Source organism: Kribbella monticola (assembly GCF_003261635.1).
Taxonomy (GTDB): Bacteria; Actinomycetota; Actinomycetes; order Propionibacteriales; family Kribbellaceae; genus Kribbella; species Kribbella monticola.
The window spans coordinates 84,062-109,838 of sequence record NZ_QFXK01000038.1; the positions used below are offsets into that span (position 1 = coordinate 84,062).

Below are 25,777 nucleotides of genomic sequence, written 5' to 3' on the forward strand. Positions count from 1 at the left end.
TTCTGGCAACTTCGCGCAGGTCTAGTCCAGGGGTAGGCGGGGTCCGCTATACATAGGGGCACTGCGCGGGTTGCCGAACTCCCGTGCTCGCTGAGGGGTGGCACGTGGACGCTGATGTGATCGTCGTCGGAGCGGGGCTGGCCGGGCTGGCCGCCACCGCGGAACTGGCCGACGCGGGCAAGAAGGTGTTGCTGCTCGACCAGGAACCGGAGGCGTCACTGGGCGGCCAGGCGTTCTGGTCGTTCGGCGGACTACTGTTCGTCGACTCCCCCGAGCAGCGCCGGATGGGCATCAAGGACTCCCGCGACCTCGCCTGGCAGGACTGGCTCGGTTCGGCCGGCTTCGACCGGCTGGACGACGAGGACAAGTGGGCCCGGCAGTGGGCCGAGGCGTACGTCGACTTCGCGGCCGGCGAGAAGCGGGCCTGGCTGCACGCCCAGGGCGTCCGGTTCTTCCCGGTGGTCGGCTGGGCCGAGCGCGGTGGGTACAACGCCGACGGCCACGGCAACTCGGTACCGCGGTTCCACATCACCTGGGGCACCGGACCGGGCCTGGTCGCGCCGTTCGAGCGGCGAGTGCGCGAGGCGGTCGCGAAGGGGCTGGTGGAGTTCCGGTTCCGGCACCGCGTCGACGAGCTGACGCTGACCGGCGGTGTAGTGGACGGCGTGAGCGGCAAGGTGCTCGAGCCGAGCGACGAGGCCCGGGGCGTTTCCAGTTCGCGGGTCGAGGTGGAGGACTTCGCCCTGCGCGCGCAGGCCGTGATCGTCACCTCCGGTGGGATCGGCGGCAACCACGATCTCGTCCGTGAGCAGTGGCCGGCCCGGATGGGCAAGCCGCCGGAGACCATGATCTCCGGCGTACCGGCGCACGTCGACGGCCGGATGCTCGCCATCACCGAGAAGGCCGGCGGCCGGTACGTCAACCGCGACCGGATGTGGCACTACACCGAAGGCATCCAGAACTGGGACCCGATCTGGCCCATGCACGGCATCCGGATCCTGCCCGGTCCGTCGTCGCTCTGGTTCGATGCCACCGGCAAGCGACTGCCGGTACCGCTGTTCCCCGGCTTCGACACCCTCGGCACGCTCGAGCACATCATGACCACCGGGTACGACTACACCTGGTTCGTGCTGACCCAGAAGATCATCGAGAAGGAGTTCGCGCTGTCGGGTCAGGAGCAGAATCCTGACCTGACCGGCAAGGACATCCGCGGCGTGCTCGGCCGTGCCCGCGGTGGCGCTACCGCGCCCGTGCAGGCCTTCATGGACAAGGGCGCCGACTTCATCGTCCGGGACAACCTGGCCGATCTCGTTCGCGGGATGAACGAGGTCGCCGGTTCCAATCTGATCGAGTACGCCGACCTGGAGCGCCAGATCGTCGCGCGGGACCGGGAGCTGGACAACACCTTCACGAAGGACCTGCAGGTCACCGCACTCCGTGGCGCCCGGAACTACCGCGGCGACAAGCTGATCCGGGTCGCCCCACCGCACAAGATCCTCGACCCGAAAGCCGGCCCGCTCATCGCGGTGAAGCTGAACATCCTCACCCGCAAATCACTCGGCGGCCTCCAAACCGACCTCGACAGCCGCGTACTCCGAGCTGACGGCACCCCACTCCCCGGCGTCTACGCAGCCGGCGAAGTAGCCGGCTTCGGCGGCGGCGGCATCCACGGCTACCGCTCCCTCGAAGGCACCTTCGTAGGCGGCTGCCTCTTCACCGGCCGCACCGCAGGCCGCGCCGCCGCCAAGGCGATCTCGTAGGCACATCCGCCCACGCAGGCTCCTACGTCGCCTGCTCCCCACCCCCAGCCCGGACGCTCCTCCGTCGCGCCCTCGCTGCCTTTGGAAAAGCAGTCCGCGATCCGCAAGGTTCTGGCAACCACGCTGGCGTGAACCGCACGGGCACAGGTCTTGTTGATCGCCTCGAACTGACCGCCCAGCCCGACCGCACAGCAATCGGGTTGATCGAGCGATAGCGCTTTTCTCCAAGGCAGCAAAGGGTGCGACGGAGGAGCGCCCGTCGCTGGGGGGTGGGGAGCAGGTGAGGAACGAGCCTGCGCGGGCGGGTTCCTTGCTCAGAAGACCATCGTCAGCAGGTCGGCGAAGAGTTCGTGTTCGTCTACTTCCAGGCCGCGGTTGGTGAACCAGGTGGACATGTTGTGGCAGTCGCGCATCAGGAAGTCCATGCCCTTGGGGTTGCCGACGATGTCGACGACCTGGGGGAGGTCGATCATGACGATGCGGTCGCCTTGGGCGAGCACGTTGTAGGGCGAGAGGTCGCCGTGGGCGAGGCCTGCTCGGGCCAGTTCGCGCATGCCGTCGCGGAGCTGTTCGTAGTACGAGGCGAGCAGGTCGCCTTTGGGACGGACCTGCGCGAGGCGGGGTGCGGCGCCGCCGTTGCCGTCGTCGATGAACTCCATCAGGAGTTCGGTGCCGTCGACCTGGACCGGGTACGGCACCGGGACGCCGGCCTTCCAGAGCCGGCAGAGCGCGTCCCATTCGGCATAGGCCCATTGACCGGCCGCGACGCTTCGGCCGTGCGCGGTCTTCTTGGCCATGGCGCGGGTGTCACGGCTGTTCCTGGTCCGACGGCCTTCCACGTACGACGTACTTCGGTGGAAGGACCGGTGTTCTTCGGACCGGTACCGTTTGGCGGCCAGCAGCGACCGCTTCGCGGGGTTGTCGCCGATAGCCTGGACGGCCCGTTCGAGCAGGAAGACGTCGGCTTCCTTGCCGGTTTTGAGGATGCCGAGCTCGGTGTCGATCGCGGCCTGTTCCGTCACCACCCAGTCGGGTCGTGGATCCGGGCCGCGAGAACCGCGCTCGACATCCAGCCAGGTGGACCAGCGTTGATCGGGGTCGAGCTGTTCCTCGACCGCGGAGAAGCGGAAGACGAACGCGTCGGCGACATCGGGTTCGGAGTCGTCGGCGGTCAGCGCGGCCCAGCGCGAGTCGAGGTCGGCGAAGTCGGAGTGGTCCTGCTCAGCGAATTCGGAGTTCGTGCGAAAGACGTCGGAAGACATCGGGTGTGCTCCTGAAGGAAGAGGTGAGGCTGACGCGGGCATGCCGCAGCACAGTGATGGACATCCGTTCAGCCCTCCTTCGGTTCAGGCAGCACTCGTTGCTGCACAGGCGAAACCAGAATGCAGGCTCCTCCCGGAGCCCGCAACCGAATTAAATTCAACCGCTCAGCGGAACTGGGATCGCGCGGTCGGGCGAAGCCGGAGCAGCTGGGGCGCGGTGGTACTCCGGCAGGTCAGCTCGGGCAGGAGCTTGGTCTGCCAGACGCGAGATCCGGCCAGCAGGCGACGATGTTCGGCGTACGCGCTGTCGTTCGGGAAGGTGGCGAGCCAGACGAAGACGGTCTCGTCGCGCAGGGGCAAGGCGGGGAAGTTGTTCTCCGCGTCGAGGGTCTCGAAGGTCGCGGTGAGGACGGCCCCGGTCCCGGTCAGCGCCGGTGCGAGCTGGTCGGTGAAGAACTCCACGAAGCCGTCGTCCGCGGTACGGCGGTGGTACACGGCGCCGGCGATCACCGAGCTGGGGATCTCGGTCGCACCGATCGGCGGGCGGGGCGTGTCGAGAGCGGGAGAGCCGGGACCGAGTTCGATCGGCTTGAGCAGCAGCGCGTTGTCCGAGTCGAGCATGGTCGCGTTCGCCTCGCCACCTCGGGCCTTCCAGATCGGGCCGTAGTAGAAACCGTTGAGTGCCTTCGCCCGGGCTTCGAGGTCGGTGAAGCCGCGCAGCCAGACGAACCGGTCGGGGTCGTCGAGATCGCGGAACTGGCCGCAGATGTGCATTCCCTCGACCTCCTGCCCTTCGACGAACGCCTCGTCGAAGACGTCGATCAAGGCATCCCGCTGCCCGGGCCGCAGCGTGTACTGCCGCAGGTCGAGCACCGCACAACATTCCGTCATCCGAACCTCCGCATCGCCGGTACGCCGGTACGCCAGTCAACCGGCGAAGGCTGACAACACCCGTCAGTCTTTGCCGCCGATCGGTCTGAAATCGCAGCCGCTGGGTACGGGAAAGTACTGCAGTCCGATCCAACGTGCGGGAGTGACGGATGATCGACGAAGGACGGCTCGGAACCTATCTGCAGGACCACTACGCGGGATCAGCCGCCGGGATCGAGTTGTTCCGGCGCGCGGCCGATCAGCAGACCGATCCGGTCGCCCGGACGGCCCTGGCCGCCATGGTGGAGCGGATCGAGGCCGAACAGACCGCGCTCGAACGGTATCTCGCGGCGGTCGGCTCGAAACCCGACCCGGTCAAGAACGCAGGAGCCTGGGTGGCCGAGAAACTGGGCCGGTTCAAGCCGAACGGCGAACTGATCCGGCGATCGCCGCTCAGCGATGTGGTGGAACTTGAAGCGCTGCGGGTCGCCACGGAGGGCAAGGCAGCCGGCTGGCGGGTACTGCGGAAGCTCGCCGAGGACGAGGACCGGTTCGAGGTCGCCGAGTTCGACGACCTGCTGAAGGATGCCGACAGTCAGCTCGCCGAACTGGAACGCCTCCGGATGGCCGCGGCCCTACGGGTCTTCCGCCGGCCCGGCTGATCACGCTGCCGAAGGCCTACCCGGCTTCACCGTCACGCTGCCGAAAGCTGATCTGCCTCACCGCAGCGTTGGTTCGCTCAGACACCGCAGCGTTGGTTCGCTCAGACACCGCAGCGTTGCTCCCTCAGACACCGCCGTGGGTGGCAGCCGTTGCCGGCCACCACCCACGGTTCGGTCTTTCGGGTCAGGTGAAGATGCTGACGCCACCGGGGCCGACCAAGAGGCCGACGACGATGAGGGCCGCGCCCATCAAGAGTTGGCCGCGGACGAGGGAGACGATCCCCGAGATGACGAGGATCGCCGCAATGATCCAGAGCACTAGGCCCATGGTCGTGTCCTTTCTCGACGCACCGGACCGGCCAGCGGCCCGGCGATTGATTCCCCGTGTTCTCTGTGGCCCCTCTGGTGCCCGCTGCCCAACAGCCACAAACGGGGTCCGCTGCCGAAACTTCCGGCGCGCGTCCTCAGCCGAGCAGCGCGGCGGCCGCGCGGAGGTCGTCCACGAACAGCCCGAAGTCCCGCCGATACTCTCGGGAACGAACCACGGCCGAGGGATGAACCGTTGCCATCGCCGCCGTCCCGTCCGGCAGCTCGACCGGCTGACCTCGCTGCGCGGTGACCTTGAAGCCGGTTCCCAGCAGGGACCGTGCCGCGGTCGCCCCGAGGACCACCACCAGTTCGGGTTTCACGATCGCCAGTTCCCGCACGAGCCAGGGCTGACAGGCGACGATGTGGCCGACTGCCGGTGTCTTGTGGATCCGGCGTTTGCCTCGCTCCTCGAAGCGGAAATGCTTGACAGCGTTGGTGAGATACACGTCCGCGCGATCGATACCGGCTTCCACCAAGGCCTTGTCGAGCAACCGGCCGGCGGGTCCGACGAACGCCTTCCCGCGCTGGTCCTCGACGTCGCCCGGTTGTTCGCCGACCAGCATCATCCGCGCTTCGGCCGGGCCGTCACCGGGCACCACCTGGTCGGCGTACTCCCACAGGTCGCAGCCGCGGCAGTCGGGCAGCGCGTTTCGTACTCTTGGGAGGCCGCCGGTGTCCGGAACCCACTCTGCGGCGCCGGGGTAATGCTCCATGCGGCCCCGGTGCCCAGTGAGCGTCCTCACAACACATTCAAACGGTTGCAACACTCCAAAGGTTGATTCCGTCGTCCGGATTTGATCTGGTGGAAGCCAAGTGGTTCAGCCGTGACGCCACTCAGCGCAGGACGAGCACGACGAGGTTTCTCACCGTGACCATCGCACCTGTTCAGACCCACGCCGACCCCCATGACGGGGTTGCCGAGAGCACCGAAAAGCTGCTCGCCGAGGCCGCTCAAGCGTCTGCCTCGCGCCGTCGGGAACTCCTCGACGAAGTGATCATCCTCAATACGCCGGTCGCCCGCTCGATGGCGTCGCGCTATCGCCGCAAGGGCGTGGACGCCGACGATCTCGAGCAGGTCGCCTATCTCGGCCTGGTCAAGGCCGTCAACGGGTACCGCGCCGATGCGGCGACCGCCTTCCTCGCGTACGCCGTACCGACGATCCGCGGTGAGCTCAAGCGGTACTTCCGCGACTGCGCGTGGACCGTTCGGCCGCCGCGGCGGGTCCAGGAGATGCAGGGCAACATCGCGGCCGCGGAGCCCGAGCTGACCCAGCGGTTGGGGCATCTGCCGACCGACGAGGAGACTGCCGAGGCGCTGGGTACCGCCGCGACAGAGGTCGCCGAAGCGGCTTCTGTCCGAGGGTGTTTCAACACCTTGTCGCTGGATGCGCCGAGCGGGCTGGACAACGGCGCCAGCCTGATCGAGGCCGTGCCCGCCGACGAGGACGGCTACGAGCTGGTCGAGAACGTGCAGACGCTGACCCCGGCGGTCGAAGGGCTCGGCGATCGCGACCGGCGCATCCTGGAACTGCGGTTCTGCTCCGGCTTCACCCAGGAGGAGATCGGCAACGAACTCGGCGTCAGCCAGATGCAGGTCTCCCGGCTGCTCCGCAACATCCTCGACCGCCTCCGCGCCGAACTCACCAAGGGCGGCGGCGGTGTCCCCCAACCCACCTGAGCCCTCGCGCTGTCTGACGGGAGGCTGCTCGTGCGGTGCTGACGCAATCGCCAGGTGCCGACGCCGACGTCCCGGATCCGTACTACGTACCCGTTGCGCGCCAGGACCGCCGGGGAGCGGGAGCACGTGCAGCACCGTGGAGCATGGCGTGTGCGGGAGCAACTCCTGCGTCTGATTCACGGTCGTTGGGGCGTGGGTTCGGTGTAGCGTCGGGCGGGTGGACTTCGAAGAAGCAGCGAGCCGGTTGTACGCCGCGCCCGCGGCTGACTTCATTGCTACTCGCAACGAGCTGGCCAAGGAACTCAAGGCGGCCGGCGACCAGCTCGGATCGACCCGGCTGAAAGCACTCCGGAAGCCGACCGTCGCCGCCTGGCTGGCCAACCTGGTCGCGCGTGAACTTCCCGACGACATCGACGACCTGCTTGCGCTCGGCGACGAGTTCCGGGAAGCGACGGCCGACCTCGACGGCGAGCGCCTGCGGGAGCTGACGCCCCGGCGGCACAAGCTGATCGACCAACTGACGAAGTCGGCAGCCAGCTTGTCGGAGCGCGAGGGACAGAAGGTCAGCGCGGACGTCGGGCAGAAGCTGCGCGAGACTCTCGATGCCGCGCTGGTGGATCCGGCCGCTGGGGAAGCGGTTCGCGAGGGCCGGCTGAGTAGTGCGCTGCGGCATGTCGGGTTCGGCGTCGTCGACGAGAGCGGCGAGCCGTCCAACGTGACGCCGTTGACCGACGAACGCCGGCAGCGCGCCGAAGAACGCCGCGCCAAGAAGACCACGAAGGCCGAGACCGAGAAGGCCCAGCCCGAGAAGGCCGAGCCCGAGGTCAAGGAGACCGCGGCCGAGAAGAAGCAACGGGAGAAGGCCGAGCGGGAGCGCGAGAAGGCCGAACGCGAGCAGGAAGAACGCGAAGCCGCGGAGAAAGCCGCGGCCAAGAAGGAATTCGAGGACGCGGTGGCTGCGGCGGAGTCGACCGAGGCGGCGGTCGCCGATCTCGCCGGCCAGTTGGAGGCCGCCCGCGAGGCGCTGGCCGATGCCCAGGAGGCCGTGCACCGGATCGGTGACGAGCTCGACGAAGCGCGCAAGGCGGCGCGTGAGGCACAGAAGGAGAGCCGCGAGGCGCGCAAACGGTACAACCGGCTCTGAGCGCGCACGGTACAACCGGCTCTGAGGTGGGTACCGGCTGGGACCAGACGGACCGGAGTACGGATGACGACCGGGGTCAGGCGGACCGGAGTACGGAAAGGGCTGGGCGATGGCGCGGGCGATCTGGAGTGGGTACATCAACTTCGGGCTGGTCTCGGTGCCGGTCGGGCTGTACAGCGCGACCGAGGAGCACGAGCTCGACTTCCACCAGTTCCAGCAGGGCACCTCGGACCGGATCCGGTACAAGCGGGTGAACGAACGGACCGGCCGCGAGGTCGACTACGACAAGATCGTCAAGGGTCATGACGTCGGCGGCGGCGAGTACGTGATCGTCGAGCAGGAGGAACTCGCCGACATCGCGCCCGGCAAGTCGCGGTCGCTGGAGATCTCCACCTTCGTGGACCTGGACGAGATCGACCCGATCCACTTCGAGAAGAGCTACTACCTGGCACCGTCGGACAGCGAGAACGCCTCGTCGTACGCGCTGCTGCGGGACGCTCTGGCGAAGACGAACCGGGCCGGGATCGCGACTTTCGTCATGCGTAGCAAGGAATATCTGGCCGCGATCCGGGCCGACGGCAAGGTTCTGGTGCTGGAGACGATGTTCTTCGCCGACGAGATCCGCGACCCGGCCAAGGAAGTGGGCTCGCTGCCGGCCAAGTCGGGGGCGGGCAAGCAACTGTCGATGGCGGTCGACCTGATCGAGGCGATGAGCGGCACGTGGCGGCCGACGGAGTACAAGGACTCCTACACCGAGCGGGTGAAGAAGCTGGTCGAGACCAAGCGCAAGGGTCAAGAGGTCGTGTTCACCGAGGAAGAGCCCGAGGCGACGCCGCGGAGCGACCTTGTCTCGGCCCTGCGCGCCAGCGTGGAGGCCGCCCGCGCCCGCCGTGCGGGTACCGCGAAGAAGGCGGCGACGAAGAAGAGCACCACCAAGAAGACCGCCGCCGCCAAGAAGACCGCTGCCAACAAGAGCGCTGCCAAGAAGACGACCCAGAAGACAACGGCCAAGAAGGCAGCAGCCAAGAAAACTCCAGCCAAGAAGACAACCGCGAAGAAAACCACGGCGAAGAAGACCAGCGCTAAGAAGAAGGCCGCCTGAACGCCCGCAGCAGGTCGTCGCGGACCGTCGCGGCCGGACTCTTCGGACCGACGTCGGATCGCGTCGCGACATACAACGTGTTGAGGGGCGGCAACTCGGGGTCGGCCAACCGCACAAGCTCTCCATCGGCGAGTGCCTTGTCGCACAAGTAGGTCGGCAACACGCTCGCCCCCGCGCCGGCCCGTACGGCGGACAGCACACCGCGCAGATCCGGTACGACGAGATCCGCGGTCCGCGTCAGCCGTACTCCGAAAACGCTGCGCCAGTAGCGCCGGATGATGGGCGCCTCTTCGGCATACGCGACCAGTGGGATCTTCCGGAGCGGCTCGGGTGACGTGATCGACTTCCCCACGGACCATCGCGGCGCGGCGACCAGGACGAACAACTCGTCGTACAGCGGAGTGATCCGTACACCGGCCCGGCGTGGCCGGATCGAACTGATCACGACGTCGAGCGTCCTGCTCGCCAGGCCGTCGAGCAACTCCTCCGGCAACCCGAACCTGGTCCGCAACTGGAGGCCCGCACCGAGGCGAGCAGCGAGCGCCGGAAGCACCCGATCGGACACGAAGTCGGACGGACCACCGAGATGGACCGTCGCCGCGACCGGATCGTCCAGCTCGTCGACCACCCGGCCGTGCAAGGTGTCGATCGGCTCGGCGATCCGGCGGGCCAGCTCGTCCCCGGCGGCCGTGGAGCGGACCCCGCGCGCCTGTCGTACGAACAGCGGCCTGCCCAACGCCGCCTCCAGTGCCTTGAGCTGCGCGGTCACCGTCGGCTGCGACAGCCCGAGGGTCTCCGCACCGGCGGTGACGGATCCGGCCCGGTGCACGGCGAGGAAGCTCCGGAGCAGGTCGAGGGAGAGGCTCATATCGGAAATCCTATGGCTAAGTCGTCATGCGCCTATTGGTTTCCGATGGATCAACCTGACCATGATGGGGCCATGACACGCGTACTGATTGCCCTGACCAGCCATTCCGAGCTCGGCGACACCGGCCGCCGGACCGGCTTCTACGCCTCCGAGGCCGCGGAGCCTTGGAGCGTGTTCCGCGCCGCCGGGTTCGACGTCGACGTCGTCTCGGTTGCCGGCGGCGAGCCGCCGGTCGACGGCCGCGACGAGACGAACGCCGTACAGCAGGACTTCTTCGCGGCGGTCGATCTGAAAAACACCCCGACCGCCGCCGATCTGAACGCGGCCGACTACGACGCGATCTTCTACGCCGGTGGCCACGGCACGATGTGGGACTTTCCCGACGCCACCGAGCTGGCCGGCCTCGCCGCCACCGTCTACGAGCGTGGCGGAGTCGTCGCGGCCGTCTGCCACGGCCCGTCCGCTCTGATCGGGCTTCGGCTCTCCGACGGCAGCTACCTGATCGACGGCAAGGACGTCGCCGGGTTCACCAATGCCGAGGAAGCAGCAGTCGGCCTGACCGACGTCGTACCGTTCCTGCTCGCCGACGAACTCACCAAGCGTGGCGCCAAGCACCACCCCGGTCCCGATTTCGCGTCGAAGGTGGTCACCGACGGCCGCCTCGTCACCGGCCAGAACCCGGCCTCCGCGGAAGCGACCGCCCGAGCCGTCGCCGATCTCCTGCTCGACCCGATCAGCTGAGCGACAGCCGGCCGCGCCGCCCCGGGCTCGGCTCCTACTCGCTAGGTTCGGGGAGCAGGTACCTGCCGGGGTTGGGGGGAGCGCCGGCTGCGATCCAGCGCTGGAAGCCGGCCGGGTTGCGGCGCTCGAATTCGTCCAGGCAGATCCGGCGGACCTCGGCGACGGCCTGCCGGTCCCGTGCCCCGGCGCCTTCGGCCAGCGTGGTCGCCGTCTCGCACCACACGCCGCAGAGTTCCTCGATGCTGAGTGGACACTGCAGCGACGCGATCAACCGCTCGTCTTCTTCCTGCTCACGCCGGCTCAGCTCCGCCAGCGCCTTGTACGCCGGTTGCAGCCGCCGCCGCTTCGGCCGGCCACCCTTCGGCACCACCAGATCGAAGCCGATCCCGATCACCGCGGCGATCAGCATGACGGCGAACCCGATCGCTCCCCACGCCAGCAGCCGCACCACGCCGGGCACGCACAGCACCGTCCCGGCCGCACAACAGGCGACCACCATCGGTGACTCGAACGGAGCGTCATCCGCGACGTGCCGGATCACCGCAGCCAGCGGCCAGATCAGCCCGAACACCACGACGAGCAAGATGGAGGCCGCGAGCGGTCCGAGCAGCAGCACCCCAGCCAGCAAGCCCGCGGTGCCGATCCCCACGCCTGCAGCGATCGACAGCCGCTGAACCCTGGGAGAAACGTGCATCGGACTCGCTCATCCATCTGAAGAAGACATCCAGTCGGGTACCCCCGTCGCCGTCCACCAAAACCGCCCCCACCCGGCCGGCAACACCTGGAAAACGAACAATCGCCGCCCCCGGTTCCCACCGCCGGAAGCCTCCCGACGGGAGCCCGGGTCACCCCGCAAGGCCGGGGGGGCCGTCACCCCGGCGTACGCCGATCGGTTGGCGCGGGTCGGGGGCTTCGGTTGTGATCGGGTTCGCGCCACCTGGCGGCTGACGGCCCGGTACCTCGGGAATTAGGCTCGTCGCCATGGCGAGGACGGGTTGTGACGAGTGAGCCAGGTCGACGAGTTGTTCGCCGAGCGGGTCGCCGCGCTCAAACCCGCGCCCTGCGACCACCCCGCCGCCGTACTGCGGGAGTTGTACGACGCTCAGCTCGGCAGCCGGCACGCTGATCTGGCCGCTCGCTGGTTGCAGTCCAAGGGGCTCGGTTTCTACACGATCGGGTCGGCCGGCCACGAGGGGAACGCGGCCGTCGCCGCTGCGCTCCGGCCTACCGATCCGGCCCTGCTGCACTACCGATCCGGTGCCTTCTACCTGGCCCGGGCGGCGCAACATCGATCACCCGACGGCATCCGAGACATTCTGCTCGGTGTCGCCGCCGCGACGACGGAACCGATCGCGGGCGGGCGGCACAAGGTGTTCGGGCGGCATGACCTGGCGATCATTCCGCAGACCTCGACGATCGCGTCGCACCTGCCCCGGGCGATGGGCGTCGCCTTCTCGATCGCGCGCGCGGCCAAACTCGGCGTACCGTCACCGTGGCCCGCGGATGCCGTCGTGGTGACCAGCTTCGGCGACGCCTCGGCGAACCACTCGACGGCGACCGGCGCGATCAACGCGGCCCTGCACGCGTCGTACCAGGGACTGCCGATGCCGCTGCTGCTGGTCTGCGAGGACAACGGGATCGGGATCAGCGTGCGTACCCCGGAAGGCTGGATCAAACAGGCTTACGGGCAACGTCCGGGGCTGCGGTACTTCGATGCCGACGGCACCGATCTCGGCGCGACCCTGACGATGGCGACCGAGGCCGCGACCTTCGTACGCCGGAATCACCGGCCCGCGTTCCTCAGGCTCCGCACTGTCCGGCTGATGGGCCACGCCGGGTCGGACGTGGAGGCCGCCTACCGCACCCCGGCCGAACTGCTGGCCGAGGAGGAGCTGGATCCGTTGCTCGGCACGGCCCGGCTGCTGATGGGTTCGGGCTGTACGCCGGACGAAGTGGTCGAGCTGTACGAGAACAAGCGTGCCGAGGTGATGCGGATCGCTCGCGAGGTCGCGGGGCTCCCGCAACTCGAGTCGGCAGCGGCCGTCGCCGCGCCGCTGCGGTATCCGGATGCCGCGACGGTCGCGAAGGCGCTGCCCGGTCATCACGTCGAGCAAGGCGGTCCGCTCACGCTGAGCCAGTCGATCAACCGGGCGCTCGCCGACGTACTGGCGTCGTACCCGGAGGCGATGGTGTTCGGCGAGGATGTCGGCCGCAAGGGCGGCGTGTACGGCGTTACGCGCGGGCTGCAGAAGACGTTCGGGGCGGCGCGGGTGTTCGACACGTTGCTGGACGAACAGTCCATTCTCGGGCTGGGGCTCGGAGCCGGGGTGTCGGGGTTGCTGCCGATTCCGGAGGTGCAGTACCTCGCCTATCTGCACAACGCGGAGGACCAGTTGCGCGGTGAGGCGGCGTCGCTGAAGTTCTTCTCGCAAGGGCAGTACAGCAATCCGATGGTGTTGCGGATCGCCGGATACGGCTATCAGAAAGGGTTCGGCGGCCACTTCCACAACGACGACGCGATCGGCGTACTGCGGGACATCCCGGGCATCGTGATCGCGTCACCCTCTCGTCCGGACGACGCGGCCGCCATGCTGCACACGTGCGCGGCGGCGGCCCGTAGCGACGGGACGGTCTGCGTCTTCCTCGAGCCGATCGCCCTGTACCACCGGCGTGATCTGCTCGAGGACGGTGACGATCGCTGGCTGGCCGAGTATCCGGCTGCGCATGTGCCGATCGGGAAGGCCCGAACGTACGGCGACGGGGACCGGCTCACGATCGTCACCTTCGGCAACGGCGTCCCGATGAGCTTGCGGGTGGCGGACCGGCTGCCCGGCGTACGGGTTGTCGACCTGCGCTGGCTCGCGCCGCTACCGGTGGAGGATTTGTTGCGTGAGGCAACGGCTACCGGGCGGGTGTTGGTCGCCGACGAAACACGTCGCTCGGGTGGTGTGTCGGAGGGCGTGCTGGCCGCACTGATCGACGCCGGGTACGCCGGACGGCTGGCCCGGGTGAGCAGCGAGGACTCCTTCGTCCCGCTGGGCGACGCGGCCCGGCAGGTTCTGCTCAGCGAACAGACCATCGAGTCCGCGGCCCGCAAACTCCTTGCCGACTAGCGGATCCTCACACTTTCGGGACGCAACCCGGTCAGCTGAAGAGGCGTTGCCAGAAGGAGCGCTTCGGGGCCGGCTGCTGCTCGGCTGCGGGCTTGGGCTGGGGCGTTTGCAGAGCGTCGCGGTCCTCGCGCCACTGCCGCAGTACTGCGTCCTCGTCGGTCTTGCCGACCGGGATCACCGGACCGGTGGCGTCGCGGACCTGGACCAGGATCCGCTTGTTCAGGTCTGCCAGGTAGTCGCGGACCTCGGCTTCGGTCCGCATCTTCTGCACGTGCTCGCGGATCCGCGCCTTCTCCTTGCGCAGCAGCACGGTCGGCGGCAGCAGAACATCGGCCTCGATCTTCTCCCGGCGCATGAAGTCCTTGACCCACCAGTCGGGGTCGTGCGGATCGGCCAGTTTCGGGAGCGGCTTTCCCGCACCGTCGAGGTCGTCGAACTCACCGGCGTTCTGGGCCCGCTGGATCTGCGCCTCGACCCAGTCGTCGACGTTCATCGAGGGCGGCTTGCGCTCGGTCATGTCCAACCTCCCGTGTCCGGCGACATGGTTGCTTGTACGAACCGAGTTTAGTGGCTTGTGAATGCAATCACAAGGGTGGATCGGGGTCGACCACGACGACGGGAGCGGTGCGGTCGGGCCAGAGCTCGGGCATCGCGATCGGCACCCGCCACATCCGGACGCCGGGATCGACCAGGCCGTGCCGGATCGCGACGTACCGCATCAGGCGCAGCGGGCCGGCGATCAAGACGAAGGCGAGCGGTAGTTCGAGCAGGACCGCGCTGAGGATCGCCTGCAGCAGGTCGTCACCGCGCTGGCTGGTCATCACGTCGAACCACGCGTCGCAGATCAGCAGGACGCCGGTCGCGAAGGCGAACGGGAACAACAACTGCCGCCGTCGCCAACCGGCGATCGCGGTCACCGTCAGCATGGCCAGCAGCAGGATGTCGAAGCCCACCCAGGTGGCGACCCAGTTCCGCGCCACGTAGTGACTCGGCAGGGTGTTGCCCAGGTAGACGGTCCACGGGATCAGCACCGCCACCGCGAACAGCAGCAGCACCAGTCGCCACTTCCGGATCCGCTGCATGGTCCGCGGGCTCAGCATCAGCCCGGTCGCCGCCGGAGCCAGCCGGCGGATCAGCTCCCGCCGCTCCGCCGCCGTCATCGACTGGATCTCTTCGTCCGTCAGCCCCAAACCACTCACCCTTGAATGCTCACACGCCCACCAACCCCAACCCAGTACCCCGCGCCACTCCCTGCCCATCCTGCAGCTTTGCGGGCTTCGAGGCGGCGGGCGGGGGTTGGCAAAGGGTGAGGTGGTGGCGGAGGCTGGGCGGACCGAATGTTGCGATCGAGAGGACCCACCAGTGTCGTCCGTCATCCTGTCCGTCGTCGCCGGAGAACGGGTTCCCGACCCGATCCGGACCACCCCGTCCACCAACCCGGCGAACACCGCCGACGTGGTCGGCCTCATCGGCTCCGCCGGCGCCGACGTGTTCGCCCGGGCAGCGGCGGCGGCCAAGACAGCGCAGTACGGATGGGCCACTCTGCCGGCACCCCAACGCGGTCAGGTGATCGCGAACGTCGGCCGGCTGATGACGGCGAACAAGACCCGGCTCGCCGCGCTCGTCACCCGCGAGATCGGCAAACCGCTCGCCGAGGCACTGGGCGAGGTGCAGGAGATCATCGACACCTGCGACTTCTTCATCGGCGAAGGCCGTCGCCTCTACGGGCAGACCGTGCCGTCGGAGATGCCGGACAAGCAACTGTTCACCTTCCGCCGCCCGGTCGGCGCCGTCGCGGTGATCTCGGCCGGCAACTTCCCGGTCGCCGTCCCGTCGTGGTACATCGTCCCGGCCCTGCTCTGCGGCAACACGGTCGTCTGGAAGCCGGCGGAGTACTCCGCGGTCGTCTCGAACGCGTTCTACGAGATCTTCGCCCACGCAGGCGTACCGTTGGGCGTGCTCAACGTCGTGTACGCCGACGGCGCGGACACCTTCGCCGGACTCGATCAGGCGCTCGCGGCCGGCCTGATCGACAAGGTCGGCTTCACCGGTTCGAGCGAGGTCGGCAGCCGGATCGGCGAACTCTGCGGCCGCCACCTGCAGACCCCCTGCCTCGAACTCGGCGGCAAGAACCCGATGGTGATCACCGAGGACGCGGACCTCGACCTCGCTGTCGAAGGCGCGCTGTTCTCCGGCTTCGGTACTGCGGGTCAGCGGTGTACCTCGCTCGGAACGGTGATCGTGCACGAGTCGATCCACGACTCCTTCATCGAGAAGTTCGGTACGGCGGTCCGCGAGGCGGCGATGGGAGATCCTCGCGAGGACGTACTGTTCGGCCCGCTGCTGGACGAGAAGTTCGCCGCCGGCTTCGAGAAATCGCTCGGCTGGATCGCGGCGCACCACCAGGTGATCGGGTCGACCGGCCGGGTCGGAGCGGACAACCCGCGGGACGGATTCGTCGGCGATCCGTCGGCCGGCTTGTTCTACCACCCGGTGATCGTGGACGGCGTCCGGCCGGACGACGAGCTGTTCCTGAACGAGACGTTCGGGCCGATCGTCGGCGTGACGACGTACTCGACGCTCGACGAAGCGATTGCTCTGGGCAACAAGTCGGGGTACGGGCTGTCCAGTTCGATCTACACCACCGATCCGAACAAGGCGTTCCGGTTCGCGCAGGGCATTTCGGCCGGGATGGTGAGTGTGAACAACTCGACGTCGGGTGCCGAGGCGCATCTGCCGTTCGGCGGGAACGGCAAGTCGGGCAACGGTTCGCGGCAGAGCGGGATCTGGGTGCTCGACCAGTTCACCCGCTGGCAGTCGCTGAACTGGGACTACTCCGGCAAACTCCAGAAGGCCCAGATGGACACCGTCACGGTCGAGGCCGACGACGACTTCCTGCTACCCGACTGATGACCGCCGCGACCCCGGAACCGGGAACGACCCCCGGGACCGGCGGCGACCCCGGGACCGGCGGCGACTCCGGCTGCTGCCTCGCGCCGGCCGGGTGCTTCTTCGCGCCGGCCGGTTGCGCTGCCGGACGCCGCCGACGTGGTGATCGTCGGCGGCGGGGTGATGGGGACCAGTATCGCGTTCCACCTGGCCGAGGCCGGCGTACGGCGGATCGTGCTCCTGGAGCAGCACGAACTCGGCTCGGGCTCGACGTCGAAGGCGGCCGGCGGCGTACGGGCGAACTTCTCCGACGAACTCAACATCGCGCTCGGCGCCCGTAGCCTGGAGGCCTTCGCGCGCTTCGGCGAACGACCCGGTCAGGAGATCGACCTGCACCGCGTCGGCTACCTGTTCCTGTTGTCCACCGCCGACCAAGTTGCCCTGTTCGAGGAGAGCACCCGACTGCAGAACGCGGCCGGCCAGCCGACCCGGATGATCTCCCCCGACGAGGCCGCCTCGCTCGCGCCGATCATCTCCCAGGACGGCCTGGCGGGCGCCTGCTTCTCGCCGTCCGACGGGCACTGTACGCCGGAATCGGTCGTACTCGGCTACGCCTCCGCGGCCCGCCGGCTCGGCGCAACCTTGATCACCGGCTGCACGGTCACCGACATCGATGCTCAAGGCAACAAGATCGCCGGCGTACGGACCGACCGCGGCGTCATCCGCACGTCGACGGTGATCTGCGTCGCCGGTGCTTGGTCGGCGAGCATCGGCGCGATGGTCGGCGTGGACCTGCCAGTGACACCACTGCGTCGCCAGATCGTCGTGACAGAAGCGATCCCGGACCTGCCGGCGATGCCGATGACGATCGACTTCAGCAGCACGTTCTACTTCCACTCCGAAGGACCAGGGCTGCTGGTCGGCATGTCCGATCCCGAGGAGCAGCCTGGCTTCCACCTGGATCGCTCCGAGGCCTGGCTGCCACGACTCACCGCCGCGATGGAGCAGCGGGCACCGTCGTTGCTGGACGTCGGTCTCGCGAGCGGCTGGGCCGGGCTCTACGAGAACACGCCGGATCACAACGCTCTGATCGGCGAGGCCGCCGAGGTGAGCCGATTCCTTTATGCCACAGGCTTTTCCGGCCACGGCTTCCTCCAGGGCCCCGCCGTCGGCGAGATCGTCCGCGACCTGTATCTCGACCGGCCACCGTTCGTCGACACCGCCCCCTTGCATGCCACCCGGTTCCGGACCGCCGGGCTGCGCGCCGAGCAGAACATCGTCTGACGGCTCAGCGATCTCGTCGCGGCCGTGGATATAAGTCATGACATCGTCGCTGCGCCAGCGACACGCCGACGGGCCGTCGCTGGAAAGTAGCTTTTCTCAGTACCGCTCGTTAGGGCAGTGTCAGGTTGATGTTCCGGTTCGGGGCGACGCTGGGTGAAGGTGTCCTGAGCGATCAACTAACCTGGGTCGGGTTTCTCGGCGACGTGGAGGATGCGTGAAGCGGTTCGTAGTACCGCCAAACTGGCCCACGCCGCCTCGTCGTAGCTGGATGCCGCCGAAGACGTGGCGCCCGGATCCGGCCTGGCCGCCCGCGCCCGACGGCTGGAAGTTCTGGGTCGACGGCAAGGGCAACCCGGTCCGAGGACCCATCGGCCGGTACGCCGGGCCGTCGCGGCGGGCGGTCTTCGCCGGCGCCGGCGGCATCGCGTTGTTCCTCGCGCTGAACATCTGGGCGTTGTCCGCGATCGGCCTGTTCGACTCGGGACAGCCGGAGAGCCAAGCCGTCCGTGTCGTCGACGACAGCACCCCGACGCCGACGCCGACCCCCACTCCGCAGGCGCCGACCACGGTGCGCTCGGCCCCGCCGAAGGTCGAGAAGAGTTCGCTCCCCCCGCTACCGCGGAAGACCCGGACGACGAAGAAGGTCGAAACCTCCGAGCGCACCACCCCGAAGCCCACGAAGACCACCACCACCCAGAAGCCGCCCACCACGACGCCGTCCCACCCACCCACCCGCGAAGAACTCCTCGCCGAATACTGCCGCCGGCAAGGCTGGCCCCCAGAAGTCTGCGACCCTGACAACTGGAACCAAGACCCCCACCACCCCTGACCAACGCACCGCCGTACGTCGCAGGTCAAGGAAGGTTGTTGGTTGTGCGCATGGCGTCGGCGGTGGGGGTGGCGCCGTCGGTTTCCAGGGTGGTTATTACGCCGGTGATGTCGGCGGTGGGGCGGTTTTGGGAGAGTTTGGCTTTGGCTTCGATGCGGGTGATGCGGAGTTCGAGGCCGACGATGGCGCGGAGTTGGCCGGCGACATAAGCCGCGGGTGCGTCGTCAACGGACCACGGGGCGGCGTGCCGGGACTCGTGCTTGGTGGTGAGGCGCCGGACGAGGTGATCCAGCCACGCGACGTCGTCGTGGATGACGAGGTCGCCGTAGACGTGCGCGGTGACGTAGTTCCAGGTCGGGACCACCCGGCCGTGCTCGGCCTTCGATGCGTACGACGACGGGCTGATGTAGGCGTCCGGACCGGCGACGATCGCGAGCGCTTCGCCGAGGACCGGGGTCTTCCATTGCGGGTTGTTCCGCGCGACGTGGCCCAGCAGAGCGCCCGCGTCGGCGTCGTACACGAGAGGCAGGAAAGTCGCCAGCAAGCCGTCGGTTGTCGAGGTGATCAGGTTCGCCGCGCCGTGATTGGTCAGCAGATCCTGCACCACGGCGTCGTCCGCGGCGAAATGCGAAGGAACGTACATACGGCCAGTATCCAGCCGGGTCAGGGTTCCCAGAGCGGCCGGTACAGCTGGAGCTCGGCCTGCGATGCTTTGCTAACCTCGATTGGCAAGCGCTTGCCAATCGAGCGAGCGACCGCCACCCAGCAAGGGGTGAACCTTGTCTTTGCACCTCGATCGGCTGTCCTCCTTCCCTGTCACCGCGTTCGACGCGGACGGCAACCTCGCCCTCGGTCCGTACCGCCAGCATCTGCGGCACCAGATCGATGCCGGCCCAGCCGCGATCTTCGCGTGTTGCGGGACCGGCGAGTTCTTCTCGCTCACCCTCGACGAGTACGCCGCCGCGGTGCGCGCGGCGGTGGCCGAAGCCGCGGGCGCCTTACCGGTTTTCGCCGGGACGGGATACGGAACCGCGATGGCGGCCCAGTTCGCCGCGGCTGCTCGGGAGGCCGGCGCCGACGGGTTGCTGGTGCTACCGCCGTACCTGATCAAGCCGTCGCAGCAAGGTCTGCTCGACCACTTCAAGGCGCTCGCGGCGCGGGCCGGTTTGCCGCTGATCGCCTACCAGCGCGACAACGCGATCTACTCCCCCGAGACCGTCGCCGCCCTCGCAGCCATCCCGGAGGTGATCGGATTCAAGGACGGCCTCGGCGATCTGGATCTGCTCCAGCGGATCATGGCCGTCGCACCGGAGCTCACCTATTTCAACGGGCTTCCGACGGCCGAGGTCACCGCCCGGTCGTACGCGGCCATCGGCGTACGTGCGTACTCGTCGGCCGTGCACTGCTTCGCGCCGGAGATCGCGCATGCGTACGAGAGCGGTCTCGACGCTTTGCTGCCCGAGTTCTACCTGCCACTGGTCAAGCTGCGGGACAAGGGCACCGGGTACGCCGTATCGCTGGTCAAGGCAGCCGTCCGGCGCCGGTTCACCGATGTCGGATCCGTCCGCTCGCCTCTCACCGACCCGCTGCCGGAGCACCTGGAGGAACTGGACCAACTCCTGGATCACGGCCTGACCGTCGTACGGAAGGCGGCCGTCGCATGAAGCTCACCGACATCGTCATCACCCCGGTCGCGATGAAGGACCCGCCGCTCCGCAACATCCAGGGCATCCACCAGCCGTACGCGCTGCGCTCGATCCTCCAGGTGCACACGGATGAGGGACTGACGGGGCTCGGTGAGACGTACGGCGACCTCGCGATCCTCACCGCGTTGCACAAGGTCGCGCCGCGACTCCAAGGGCTCGATCCGTACGACCTGAACGGTCTCGAGCGGATCATCGACGAAACGCTCGGCCGAGCCGCCGGTCTCGCGACTCACGGCCTCGTCGGCGAGGCAAGCGACGAGAAGACGCTCGCCACCGTCTTGTCCGCCTTCGAGGTCGCCTGCTGGGACCTGCAGGGCAAGGCACTAGGTCGCCCTGTGGTCGAGCTGCTCGGCGGCAAGGTCCGCGACGTCGTGCCGTACAGCGGCTATCTGTTCTTCAAACCGGCCGCGCACAGTCCCTTGCCGGACTACCCGACGGACGACTGGGGCGAGGCGATGGATGCCGAGGGCATCGTTGCGCAAGCCCGCCGGATGGTCGACGGCTACGGCTTCAAGTCGCTCAAACTCAAGGGCGGCGTGCTACCGCCGGACGAAGAAGCCGACGCGATCCTCGCCCTCAGGGCAGCGTTCCCGGATCATCCACTGCGACTTGATCCCAACGGAGGCTGGACGGTCGAGACCAGCATCGCGATCGGCAAGAAGCTCGACGGCGTCCTGGAATACCTGGAGGATCCGACCGCTGGTATCGACGGGATGGCCGCGGTCGCCCGCGAGGTCTCGATGCCGTTGGCAACCAATATGTGCGTGACCGCCTTCAGCCACCTCAAGCCCGCCGTACTGGCCGACGCGGTCCAGGTGGTGCTGTCGGATCACCACTTCTGGGGCGGTCTGCGCCGGTCCCGCGACCTCGCCGCGATCTGCCGGACCTTCGGGATCGGCCTTTCCATGCACTCGAACTCGCACCTCGGCATCAGCCTCGCCGCGATGACCCACCTGGCGGGCGCGACGCCTGAGCTCACCTACGACTGCGACACGCACTATCCGTATCTGGTGGAGGACGTAGTACAGCCGGGCGCGCTCGAGTTCGTCGATGGTGCGGTGGCTGTGCCGGACGGGCCTGGTCTCGGGGTCGAGCTGGACCTGGACTCACTGGCGCGGCTCGCGGAGCAGTACGAGAAGTGCGGGTTCGACACCCGCGACGACATCACTCCGATGCGAGCCATCCAACCGGACTGGGATCCGGTGATCCCGCGATGGTGAGGCACGGAGTGTCCACCTATACCTAGGACCTGGTGCAGCCGACTGCCGCAGAGCGCTGAAGGGTGTTGATGGGCGGGCCGCCGCCGTCCGGGCATGGATGGCGGCGGCCCCGGGTGTTTACTTGCGGTGTTTGCCGCCGGACTCGTCCTCGACGTCGATCTGCTCCTTGCGGACCGTGTCGCTGATCTGCTGTTCCTCGCGGACCGTTTCGGTCTCCAGGCCGACGCGTTCGACGGCGACGGTCTCCTTCGCGACCACGGGACGTTCCTCGTGCAGGACGACCTCGCGGTCCTCCTCGCCGATCTCGCCGGTCCCGCCGAGTTTGCCGTCGCGATCCATGCCCTCGGCAATCGGTTCGCGGGTCACATGGACCTCTTCGTGACTGACCGGCACGGTGATCTGCTGTTCCTCCGTGACCACGTGCTTACGCAGCCGGACGCGACCGGTCTCGACGGTTTCCGTACCGGCCCGCAGCCGTTCCTCGGAGCGAACCATCGACTCCTGGCCGGCAAGGTCCTGATCGCCCTTACCGTGCATGCCCTGACCCCGCACCGCGGTGTCCTGGCCGGCCAGGTTCTGCGTGTTGCGGCCGGTCTGGTCGCGGCCCGGCATCGCGGCAGGCAGGTTGTAGTGCCGGTACAGCTCGGCCGCCTCTTCCTCCGACAGGTGGCCCTGGTCGTCGATCCGCGGCGCGTCCTTGATCAGGTCCTTCGGCGCCCCGACGTGCAGGCCGTCCTGCTCGGTGTGCGCCCCGGTCAACGGGACAAAGGATTCCTTGGTCCCGAACAGCCCTGTCCGCACCGTCACCCACTCGGGCATCCCCGACAGATCGGAGGCGTAGAGGTTGGCGACCGTGCCGACCTTGTGGCCCTCGACATCGTAAACGTCCTTGCCGATGGCCTGTTCCAGCTCCTGCGCGGTACTCATCAGTGCTCACATCCCCGTTCTGATTGTCGTCAGCAACTGTCTCTCCCGCCGGGTACCCGGAGTGACAGGTGGCAAACAACCAGTGATCAGAGCAGCTCCACGCTCAACCGGTGCAGATCCACCCCGAACGGCCGATCCGCCTCGATCGGCGGTACGACAGTCGCCACTGAATCGAGAAACGCCTGCAATACAAGCGAAACAGGCCGCTTCGCCAGCGCACAGGCTTGAAAGACCGTCAGTACTTCGCACGCCAGCACCTCACGAGCGAGCCGGACGGCACCCGCCAATCCACCCGCCGCCTCCCAGCTGAAGGACTGCACGTCTTCTTGTCCGTTGGAGGTCTCGACCGAACCAATTGCCGACGGCAACGAGAGCCGTCGCATCGCATGCACCAGCGCGACAGCCTTCTTGTGTACTGCGACCAGCCCCGCCTGTGGACCAGGCTCGTGAGCCAACTGGGCCGGCAGACCGGTCACCGCGGGATCGAGCAGCCGATGAACCCGGGCAGCCGACACCTCCGCCGCGTGCGTGAGCGCCGCGACCAGTTGATCGCAATGCGCCGCAAGATCGATCCCGTGGAAGCCAGCCGTTCCAACGAAGGCGCCGTCGAGGAAGGCAGGCGAATCCGTCACGCCGGCAAGTGCCCGCTCGACCGCCTCCCCCAGGCGCGCGACGGACCGCTCGACGTTGGCGATCACCTGCCCTGCTGTCCGAAACGACACAGGCGCCTGCAACGAGCGCGGTTCATCCTCGGGTCCGGCGAGCTCCAGCAATCGGGCCAGCTCGGCGGTCAGGACGTCGTCGCCCCTTCCACACAAGGGATTGTATGGATCCCGGTTGGCGCCGATGACGGCAATCCCGGTAGCTGCAGCGAAGCGCTGGTACTCGAGCAGCTTCGCCACCTGGGACAGCTGCAACCATGCCCGTCCGCTGGCTCCCGGAATCCCTGCCAGCAGGGAGATTCCCTCTTTCGGACCGAGCTGGAAGGAGGTCGGCGGAGCCGCGACCGCGCCCTCGTCGGTGAGGACGGTTCCGATCCCCACCAGCGGCCCGAAGGCATGCGCCAACGGGATGATCTCCCCCGCCGAACCAGCACCCTCGACGGGGATCGCGGGAACGACACCGCTGTTGAGGAGTTCAACCAGTTGAAGGCACAGTTCGGCGGACACTCCCGCGTCGCCGCTGAGAAACGTCCGCAAGCGAGCAACGACAACGGCCCGCGCTTCGTCGACCGGCAGCCAGGGTGGGCCGCCGACCGCCCTGGCCAGCAAGAGATTACGCTGGTGGACTGCCTGTTCGGGCTCACTCAGTCGGACCTTGCTCATGGCCCCCATCCCGGTGTTGACCCCATAGACGGCATCTCCGGCGCGCAAGGCCGACAGTACGGCGTACCGGGTGGTGCTGAGGCGGTCGATCAGGTTGCGGGAGAGCTCGATCGGCGTACGGTCCAGGGTCAGGTCTTCGGGTTTGTCGATCAGCATGTCAGTGGAATCTGAGCATCGTGCCGACGTCCGCGGCCTCGGCCCGGCGCAGGATCAGGTGGGCGATCGCCACGTCCAGCAAGGAAAGCCCGCGATGCCAGAAGAGGTTGCGCTCGGCATCGTTCTCGCGGCCAGGCTTCTGGCCCGCGACGATCTGCCCGAGTTCGGCGTACAGGGTGTCCGGTGAGAGCCGGCCGGTGTCGACGTGGCGGCGCAGTGCCCCGAAACGGCCGGACTGCGCCTCGCGCCAGTCGTCCACGACGACCTTGTCCATCACGTCGAGCAGGTCCAGCTCGACAGCACTGACCGTCCCGTACGGCACCACGAAGGCGCCTGATTTGACCGCAGCTGTTCGCAACAAGGGCTTCGGCTCGGTCAGCCGGGTCGCCTCGACGATCACGTCGGCGCCGTCGAAGGCCTCCTCGGCGGTCGCGACCACGCGAACCGGCGTGGACAGTTCGGCGGACAGCTCTGCCGCGAACTTCTCCCGCGACTCAGGCCGCCGCGAGGTCACCCGGATCTCGTCGAGGTCGAAGAGATCGTCGAGCATGGTGACGTTCCACCACGCCGTACCGCGGGATCCCGCGTGGCCCAGGATCTTGCTGTCCCGGCGGGCGAGGTGCCGCGCGCCGACCGTGGTCATCGCGCCGGTCCGCGCAGCCGTGATCATCGTGGCGTCGAGCACGGCCAGCGGGATGCCGGTGGTCGGATCGAACAGGGTGGCCATCGCCAGCTCACTCGGAAGCCCGACCTTGTAGTTGGGAACGAAGTCGCCGACCACCTTCACGCCGCTGACACCGTGCTCGCCGAGGCGGTTCAGATGACCGCGCAGTACGTTGAAGTGCCCGATCCCGCCGTTGTCCGGTTGCAGATGCACCCGCGGCTCGAAACTCGTCTCGCCCTCCCCGTGATCGCGGACGGCCGCCTCCACCGCATCGACGATCTCCGTCCGGCTTAGCCCGAGCGAGTCGATCTCCGGCCCGGACAAGAACCTCAACCAAATGCCCTCAGCCATCAACCCTCCGCCCTAGTCGCCTCCCAGCATCGTGCCAGCAGCGACTTTCGTCTCTTTCGGGGCCCGCCGCGCCGACTTCGGTATCGCGCTCGATCGCGACCGCAGATCGGGGCTGCTCGCGCTGTTACGTTCGCCGGACAGACGAGAAGGAGCAAGCCATGACCACCGACACCGCGACAGTGATCGGGCACTCGACGTCCGACAAGGCGGTGCTGTTCGGCGGGCTGCCGCTGGCCGGGGCGGCGCTCGGATTCTTCTTGCCGTTGATCGCTGAGTGGGGCGCCGGGCAGAAGTGGGTCCCGTTCCTGCGTCCGCTCGAGCTGATCGCGTCGTGGGACAGCTGGTGGGCGGTGATCGCTTGTACGGCGGCAGGTTCGATCGCGGGTGTGCTGCTTGCCGGAATGGCGTTGGAGGACACGCTCAAGGTGACGATCACGAACAGCGGAATCGAGTTCTTGAAGAACCAGCAGACTGTTCGGGTACGGCGTGAGCAGGTGGCCGTGGTTTTTCTGGACGGCCGGGAGATCGTCGTCCAGGACGCTTCGTCGCGGGAGCTCGCTCGGGAACGGCACGATCAGTTGAAGTCCGATGCGCGGCAGATCCCGGGGGCGTTTCGCCGGCACGGATATCCGTGGTCGGAAGCGGGCGATCCGCACGGCGAGAAGTTCCGGCGCTGGGTGGAGGACGACCCCGACCTGCCGCCCACGGTCAACGCCGTCCTGCGTGCGAGGTCGAAGGCGTTCGATCAGGGTGACAAGGGCAAGGCTGATCTGCGGGAACTCCGCGAAGAACTCGGCAAGCTCGGCTACGTCGTACGGGACAGGAACAAGAACCAGTACTGGCGGGTCGCCGCGTGA

25 protein-coding genes are annotated in these 25,777 nt (G+C 67.9%); 13 read left to right on the forward strand and 12 right to left on the reverse strand.

Annotated features, from left to right (window positions below; translation table 11 throughout):
- The first annotated feature begins 104 nt into the window (after nucleotides 1-104).
- The gene (locus DIZ26_RS30570; protein ID WP_112247870.1) at nucleotides 105-1,760 is read left to right on the forward strand and encodes an FAD-binding dehydrogenase; all 1,656 of its coding nucleotides are present in this window, start codon (nucleotides 105-107) and stop codon (nucleotides 1,758-1,760) included.
- A gap of 314 nt (nucleotides 1,761-2,074) precedes the next feature.
- Here the strand turns inward: DIZ26_RS30570 and DIZ26_RS30575 are convergent, their stop codons facing one another.
- Nucleotides 2,075-3,022 carry a serine protein kinase RIO gene (locus DIZ26_RS30575; protein WP_112247872.1) on the reverse strand — a complete coding sequence of 316 codons (948 nt, stop codon included), beginning with the start codon at nucleotides 3,020-3,022 and terminating at the stop codon, nucleotides 2,075-2,077.
- Nucleotides 3,023-3,187: 165 nt separating this feature from the next.
- Nucleotides 3,188-3,913, reverse strand: coding sequence for a putative quinol monooxygenase (locus tag DIZ26_RS30580; protein WP_232828714.1), 726 nt, complete (start codon nucleotides 3,911-3,913; stop codon nucleotides 3,188-3,190).
- Nucleotides 3,914-4,062: 149 nt separating this feature from the next.
- Here DIZ26_RS30580 and DIZ26_RS30585 point away from each other — a divergent pair, with 149 nt between their 5' ends.
- On the forward strand, nucleotides 4,063-4,554 hold the full coding sequence (locus tag DIZ26_RS30585; RefSeq protein ID WP_112247875.1) for a hypothetical protein: 492 nt from the start codon (nucleotides 4,063-4,065) through the stop codon (nucleotides 4,552-4,554).
- Between the two features lie 184 nt (nucleotides 4,555-4,738).
- On the opposite strand, the gene DIZ26_RS38035 is transcribed toward DIZ26_RS30585, so the two are convergent.
- Together DIZ26_RS38035 and DIZ26_RS30590 are read right to left on the reverse strand one after the other, a co-directional pair.
- The gene (locus tag DIZ26_RS38035) at nucleotides 4,739-4,882 is read right to left on the reverse strand and encodes a GPGG-motif small membrane protein (protein ID WP_012918574.1); all 144 of its coding nucleotides are present in this window, start codon (nucleotides 4,880-4,882) and stop codon (nucleotides 4,739-4,741) included.
- A gap of 136 nt (nucleotides 4,883-5,018) precedes the next feature.
- The gene (locus DIZ26_RS30590) at nucleotides 5,019-5,636 is read right to left on the reverse strand and encodes a UdgX family uracil-DNA binding protein (RefSeq protein WP_112247877.1); all 618 of its coding nucleotides are present in this window, start codon (nucleotides 5,634-5,636) and stop codon (nucleotides 5,019-5,021) included.
- A gap of 155 nt (nucleotides 5,637-5,791) precedes the next feature.
- On the opposite strand from DIZ26_RS30590, the gene DIZ26_RS30595 reads away from it, so the two are divergent.
- From DIZ26_RS30595 to ku, 3 genes are all read left to right on the forward strand, one after another.
- Nucleotides 5,792-6,601 carry a sigma-70 family RNA polymerase sigma factor gene (locus DIZ26_RS30595; RefSeq protein WP_232828715.1) on the forward strand — a complete coding sequence of 270 codons (810 nt, stop codon included), beginning with the start codon at nucleotides 5,792-5,794 and terminating at the stop codon, nucleotides 6,599-6,601.
- A gap of 217 nt (nucleotides 6,602-6,818) precedes the next feature.
- Entirely contained in the window at nucleotides 6,819-7,745 is a 927-nt protein-coding gene (locus tag DIZ26_RS30600; protein WP_112247881.1) for a hypothetical protein, read from the forward strand.
- Between the two features lie 109 nt (nucleotides 7,746-7,854).
- Nucleotides 7,855-8,847, forward strand: a complete 993-nt coding sequence (gene ku / locus DIZ26_RS30605; protein WP_112247883.1) for a non-homologous end joining protein Ku — start codon at nucleotides 7,855-7,857, stop codon at nucleotides 8,845-8,847.
- Here the strand turns inward: ku and DIZ26_RS30610 are convergent.
- Nucleotides 8,828-9,715, reverse strand: a complete 888-nt coding sequence (locus DIZ26_RS30610) for a LysR family transcriptional regulator (protein WP_112247885.1) — start codon at nucleotides 9,713-9,715, stop codon at nucleotides 8,828-8,830. The two genes, ku and DIZ26_RS30610, sit on opposite strands and share 20 nt — an antisense overlap.
- A 72-nt stretch (nucleotides 9,716-9,787) precedes the next feature.
- Here DIZ26_RS30610 and DIZ26_RS30615 point away from each other — a divergent pair, with 72 nt between their 5' ends.
- Nucleotides 9,788-10,456 carry a type 1 glutamine amidotransferase domain-containing protein gene (locus DIZ26_RS30615; protein ID WP_112247887.1) on the forward strand — a complete coding sequence of 223 codons (669 nt, stop codon included), beginning with the start codon at nucleotides 9,788-9,790 and terminating at the stop codon, nucleotides 10,454-10,456.
- 34 nt (nucleotides 10,457-10,490) lie between these two features.
- Here DIZ26_RS30615 and DIZ26_RS30620 read toward each other — a convergent pair whose 3' ends face one another.
- Complete coding sequence (locus DIZ26_RS30620; RefSeq protein WP_112247889.1) at nucleotides 10,491-11,150, reverse strand: hypothetical protein; 660 nt, start codon at nucleotides 11,148-11,150, stop codon at nucleotides 10,491-10,493.
- Nucleotides 11,151-11,460: 310 nt separating this feature from the next.
- Here DIZ26_RS30620 and DIZ26_RS30625 point away from each other — a divergent pair, with 310 nt between their 5' ends.
- A complete protein-coding gene (locus DIZ26_RS30625) occupies nucleotides 11,461-13,569 on the forward strand; it encodes a thiamine pyrophosphate-dependent enzyme (RefSeq protein ID WP_112247891.1) in 2,109 nt (702 codons plus the stop codon).
- Between the two features lie 31 nt (nucleotides 13,570-13,600).
- On the opposite strand, the gene DIZ26_RS30630 is transcribed toward DIZ26_RS30625, so the two are convergent.
- Together DIZ26_RS30630 and DIZ26_RS30635 are read right to left on the reverse strand one after the other, a co-directional pair.
- Entirely contained in the window at nucleotides 13,601-14,086 is a 486-nt protein-coding gene (locus tag DIZ26_RS30630; RefSeq protein ID WP_112247893.1) for a DnaJ family domain-containing protein, read from the reverse strand.
- Nucleotides 14,087-14,153: 67 nt separating this feature from the next.
- Nucleotides 14,154-14,768, reverse strand: coding sequence for a hypothetical protein (locus tag DIZ26_RS30635; protein WP_112247895.1), 615 nt, complete (start codon nucleotides 14,766-14,768; stop codon nucleotides 14,154-14,156).
- A 163-nt stretch (nucleotides 14,769-14,931) separates the two neighbouring features.
- Between DIZ26_RS30635 and DIZ26_RS30640 the strand changes: the two genes are divergently transcribed.
- The 3 genes from DIZ26_RS30640 (at nucleotide 14,932) to DIZ26_RS30650 (ending at nucleotide 18,571) form a co-directional block, all read left to right on the forward strand.
- On the forward strand, nucleotides 14,932-16,479 hold the full coding sequence (locus tag DIZ26_RS30640; RefSeq protein ID WP_112247897.1) for an aldehyde dehydrogenase family protein: 1,548 nt from the start codon (nucleotides 14,932-14,934) through the stop codon (nucleotides 16,477-16,479).
- Between the two features lie 138 nt (nucleotides 16,480-16,617).
- Nucleotides 16,618-17,742, forward strand: a complete 1,125-nt coding sequence (locus DIZ26_RS30645) for an NAD(P)/FAD-dependent oxidoreductase (RefSeq protein ID WP_232828716.1) — start codon at nucleotides 16,618-16,620, stop codon at nucleotides 17,740-17,742.
- A 214-nt stretch (nucleotides 17,743-17,956) separates the two neighbouring features.
- On the forward strand, nucleotides 17,957-18,571 hold the full coding sequence (locus DIZ26_RS30650; RefSeq protein WP_157979855.1) for a hypothetical protein: 615 nt from the start codon (nucleotides 17,957-17,959) through the stop codon (nucleotides 18,569-18,571).
- Between the two features lie 25 nt (nucleotides 18,572-18,596).
- Here the strand turns inward: DIZ26_RS30650 and DIZ26_RS30655 are convergent, their stop codons facing one another.
- Nucleotides 18,597-19,214: an FMN-binding negative transcriptional regulator gene (locus DIZ26_RS30655; RefSeq protein ID WP_112247903.1), complete on the reverse strand. Its 618-nt coding sequence runs from the start codon at nucleotides 19,212-19,214 to the stop codon at nucleotides 18,597-18,599.
- Nucleotides 19,215-19,350: 136 nt separating this feature from the next.
- Here DIZ26_RS30655 and DIZ26_RS30660 point away from each other — a divergent pair, with 136 nt between their 5' ends.
- The gene (locus tag DIZ26_RS30660) at nucleotides 19,351-20,235 is read left to right on the forward strand and encodes a 5-dehydro-4-deoxyglucarate dehydratase (protein ID WP_112247904.1); all 885 of its coding nucleotides are present in this window, start codon (nucleotides 19,351-19,353) and stop codon (nucleotides 20,233-20,235) included.
- Nucleotides 20,232-21,497 carry a glucarate dehydratase family protein gene (locus DIZ26_RS30665; protein WP_112247906.1) on the forward strand — a complete coding sequence of 422 codons (1,266 nt, stop codon included), beginning with the start codon at nucleotides 20,232-20,234 and terminating at the stop codon, nucleotides 21,495-21,497. The genes DIZ26_RS30660 and DIZ26_RS30665 overlap by 4 nt, the downstream gene beginning before the upstream one ends.
- A gap of 117 nt (nucleotides 21,498-21,614) precedes the next feature.
- Here the strand turns inward: DIZ26_RS30665 and DIZ26_RS30670 are convergent, their stop codons facing one another.
- From DIZ26_RS30670 to DIZ26_RS30680, 3 genes are all read right to left on the reverse strand, one after another.
- Entirely contained in the window at nucleotides 21,615-22,424 is an 810-nt protein-coding gene (locus tag DIZ26_RS30670) for a DUF2382 domain-containing protein (protein ID WP_112247908.1), read from the reverse strand.
- Between the two features lie 86 nt (nucleotides 22,425-22,510).
- Nucleotides 22,511-23,905, reverse strand: a complete 1,395-nt coding sequence (locus DIZ26_RS30675; protein ID WP_112247910.1) for an aromatic amino acid lyase — start codon at nucleotides 23,903-23,905, stop codon at nucleotides 22,511-22,513.
- Nucleotide 23,906: 1 nt separating this feature from the next.
- Nucleotides 23,907-24,920, reverse strand: a complete 1,014-nt coding sequence (locus DIZ26_RS30680; RefSeq protein ID WP_112247912.1) for an ornithine cyclodeaminase family protein — start codon at nucleotides 24,918-24,920, stop codon at nucleotides 23,907-23,909.
- Nucleotides 24,921-25,078: 158 nt separating this feature from the next.
- Between DIZ26_RS30680 and DIZ26_RS30685 the strand changes: the two genes are divergently transcribed.
- Nucleotides 25,079-25,777: a YqeB family protein gene (locus tag DIZ26_RS30685; protein ID WP_112247913.1), complete on the forward strand. Its 699-nt coding sequence runs from the start codon at nucleotides 25,079-25,081 to the stop codon at nucleotides 25,775-25,777.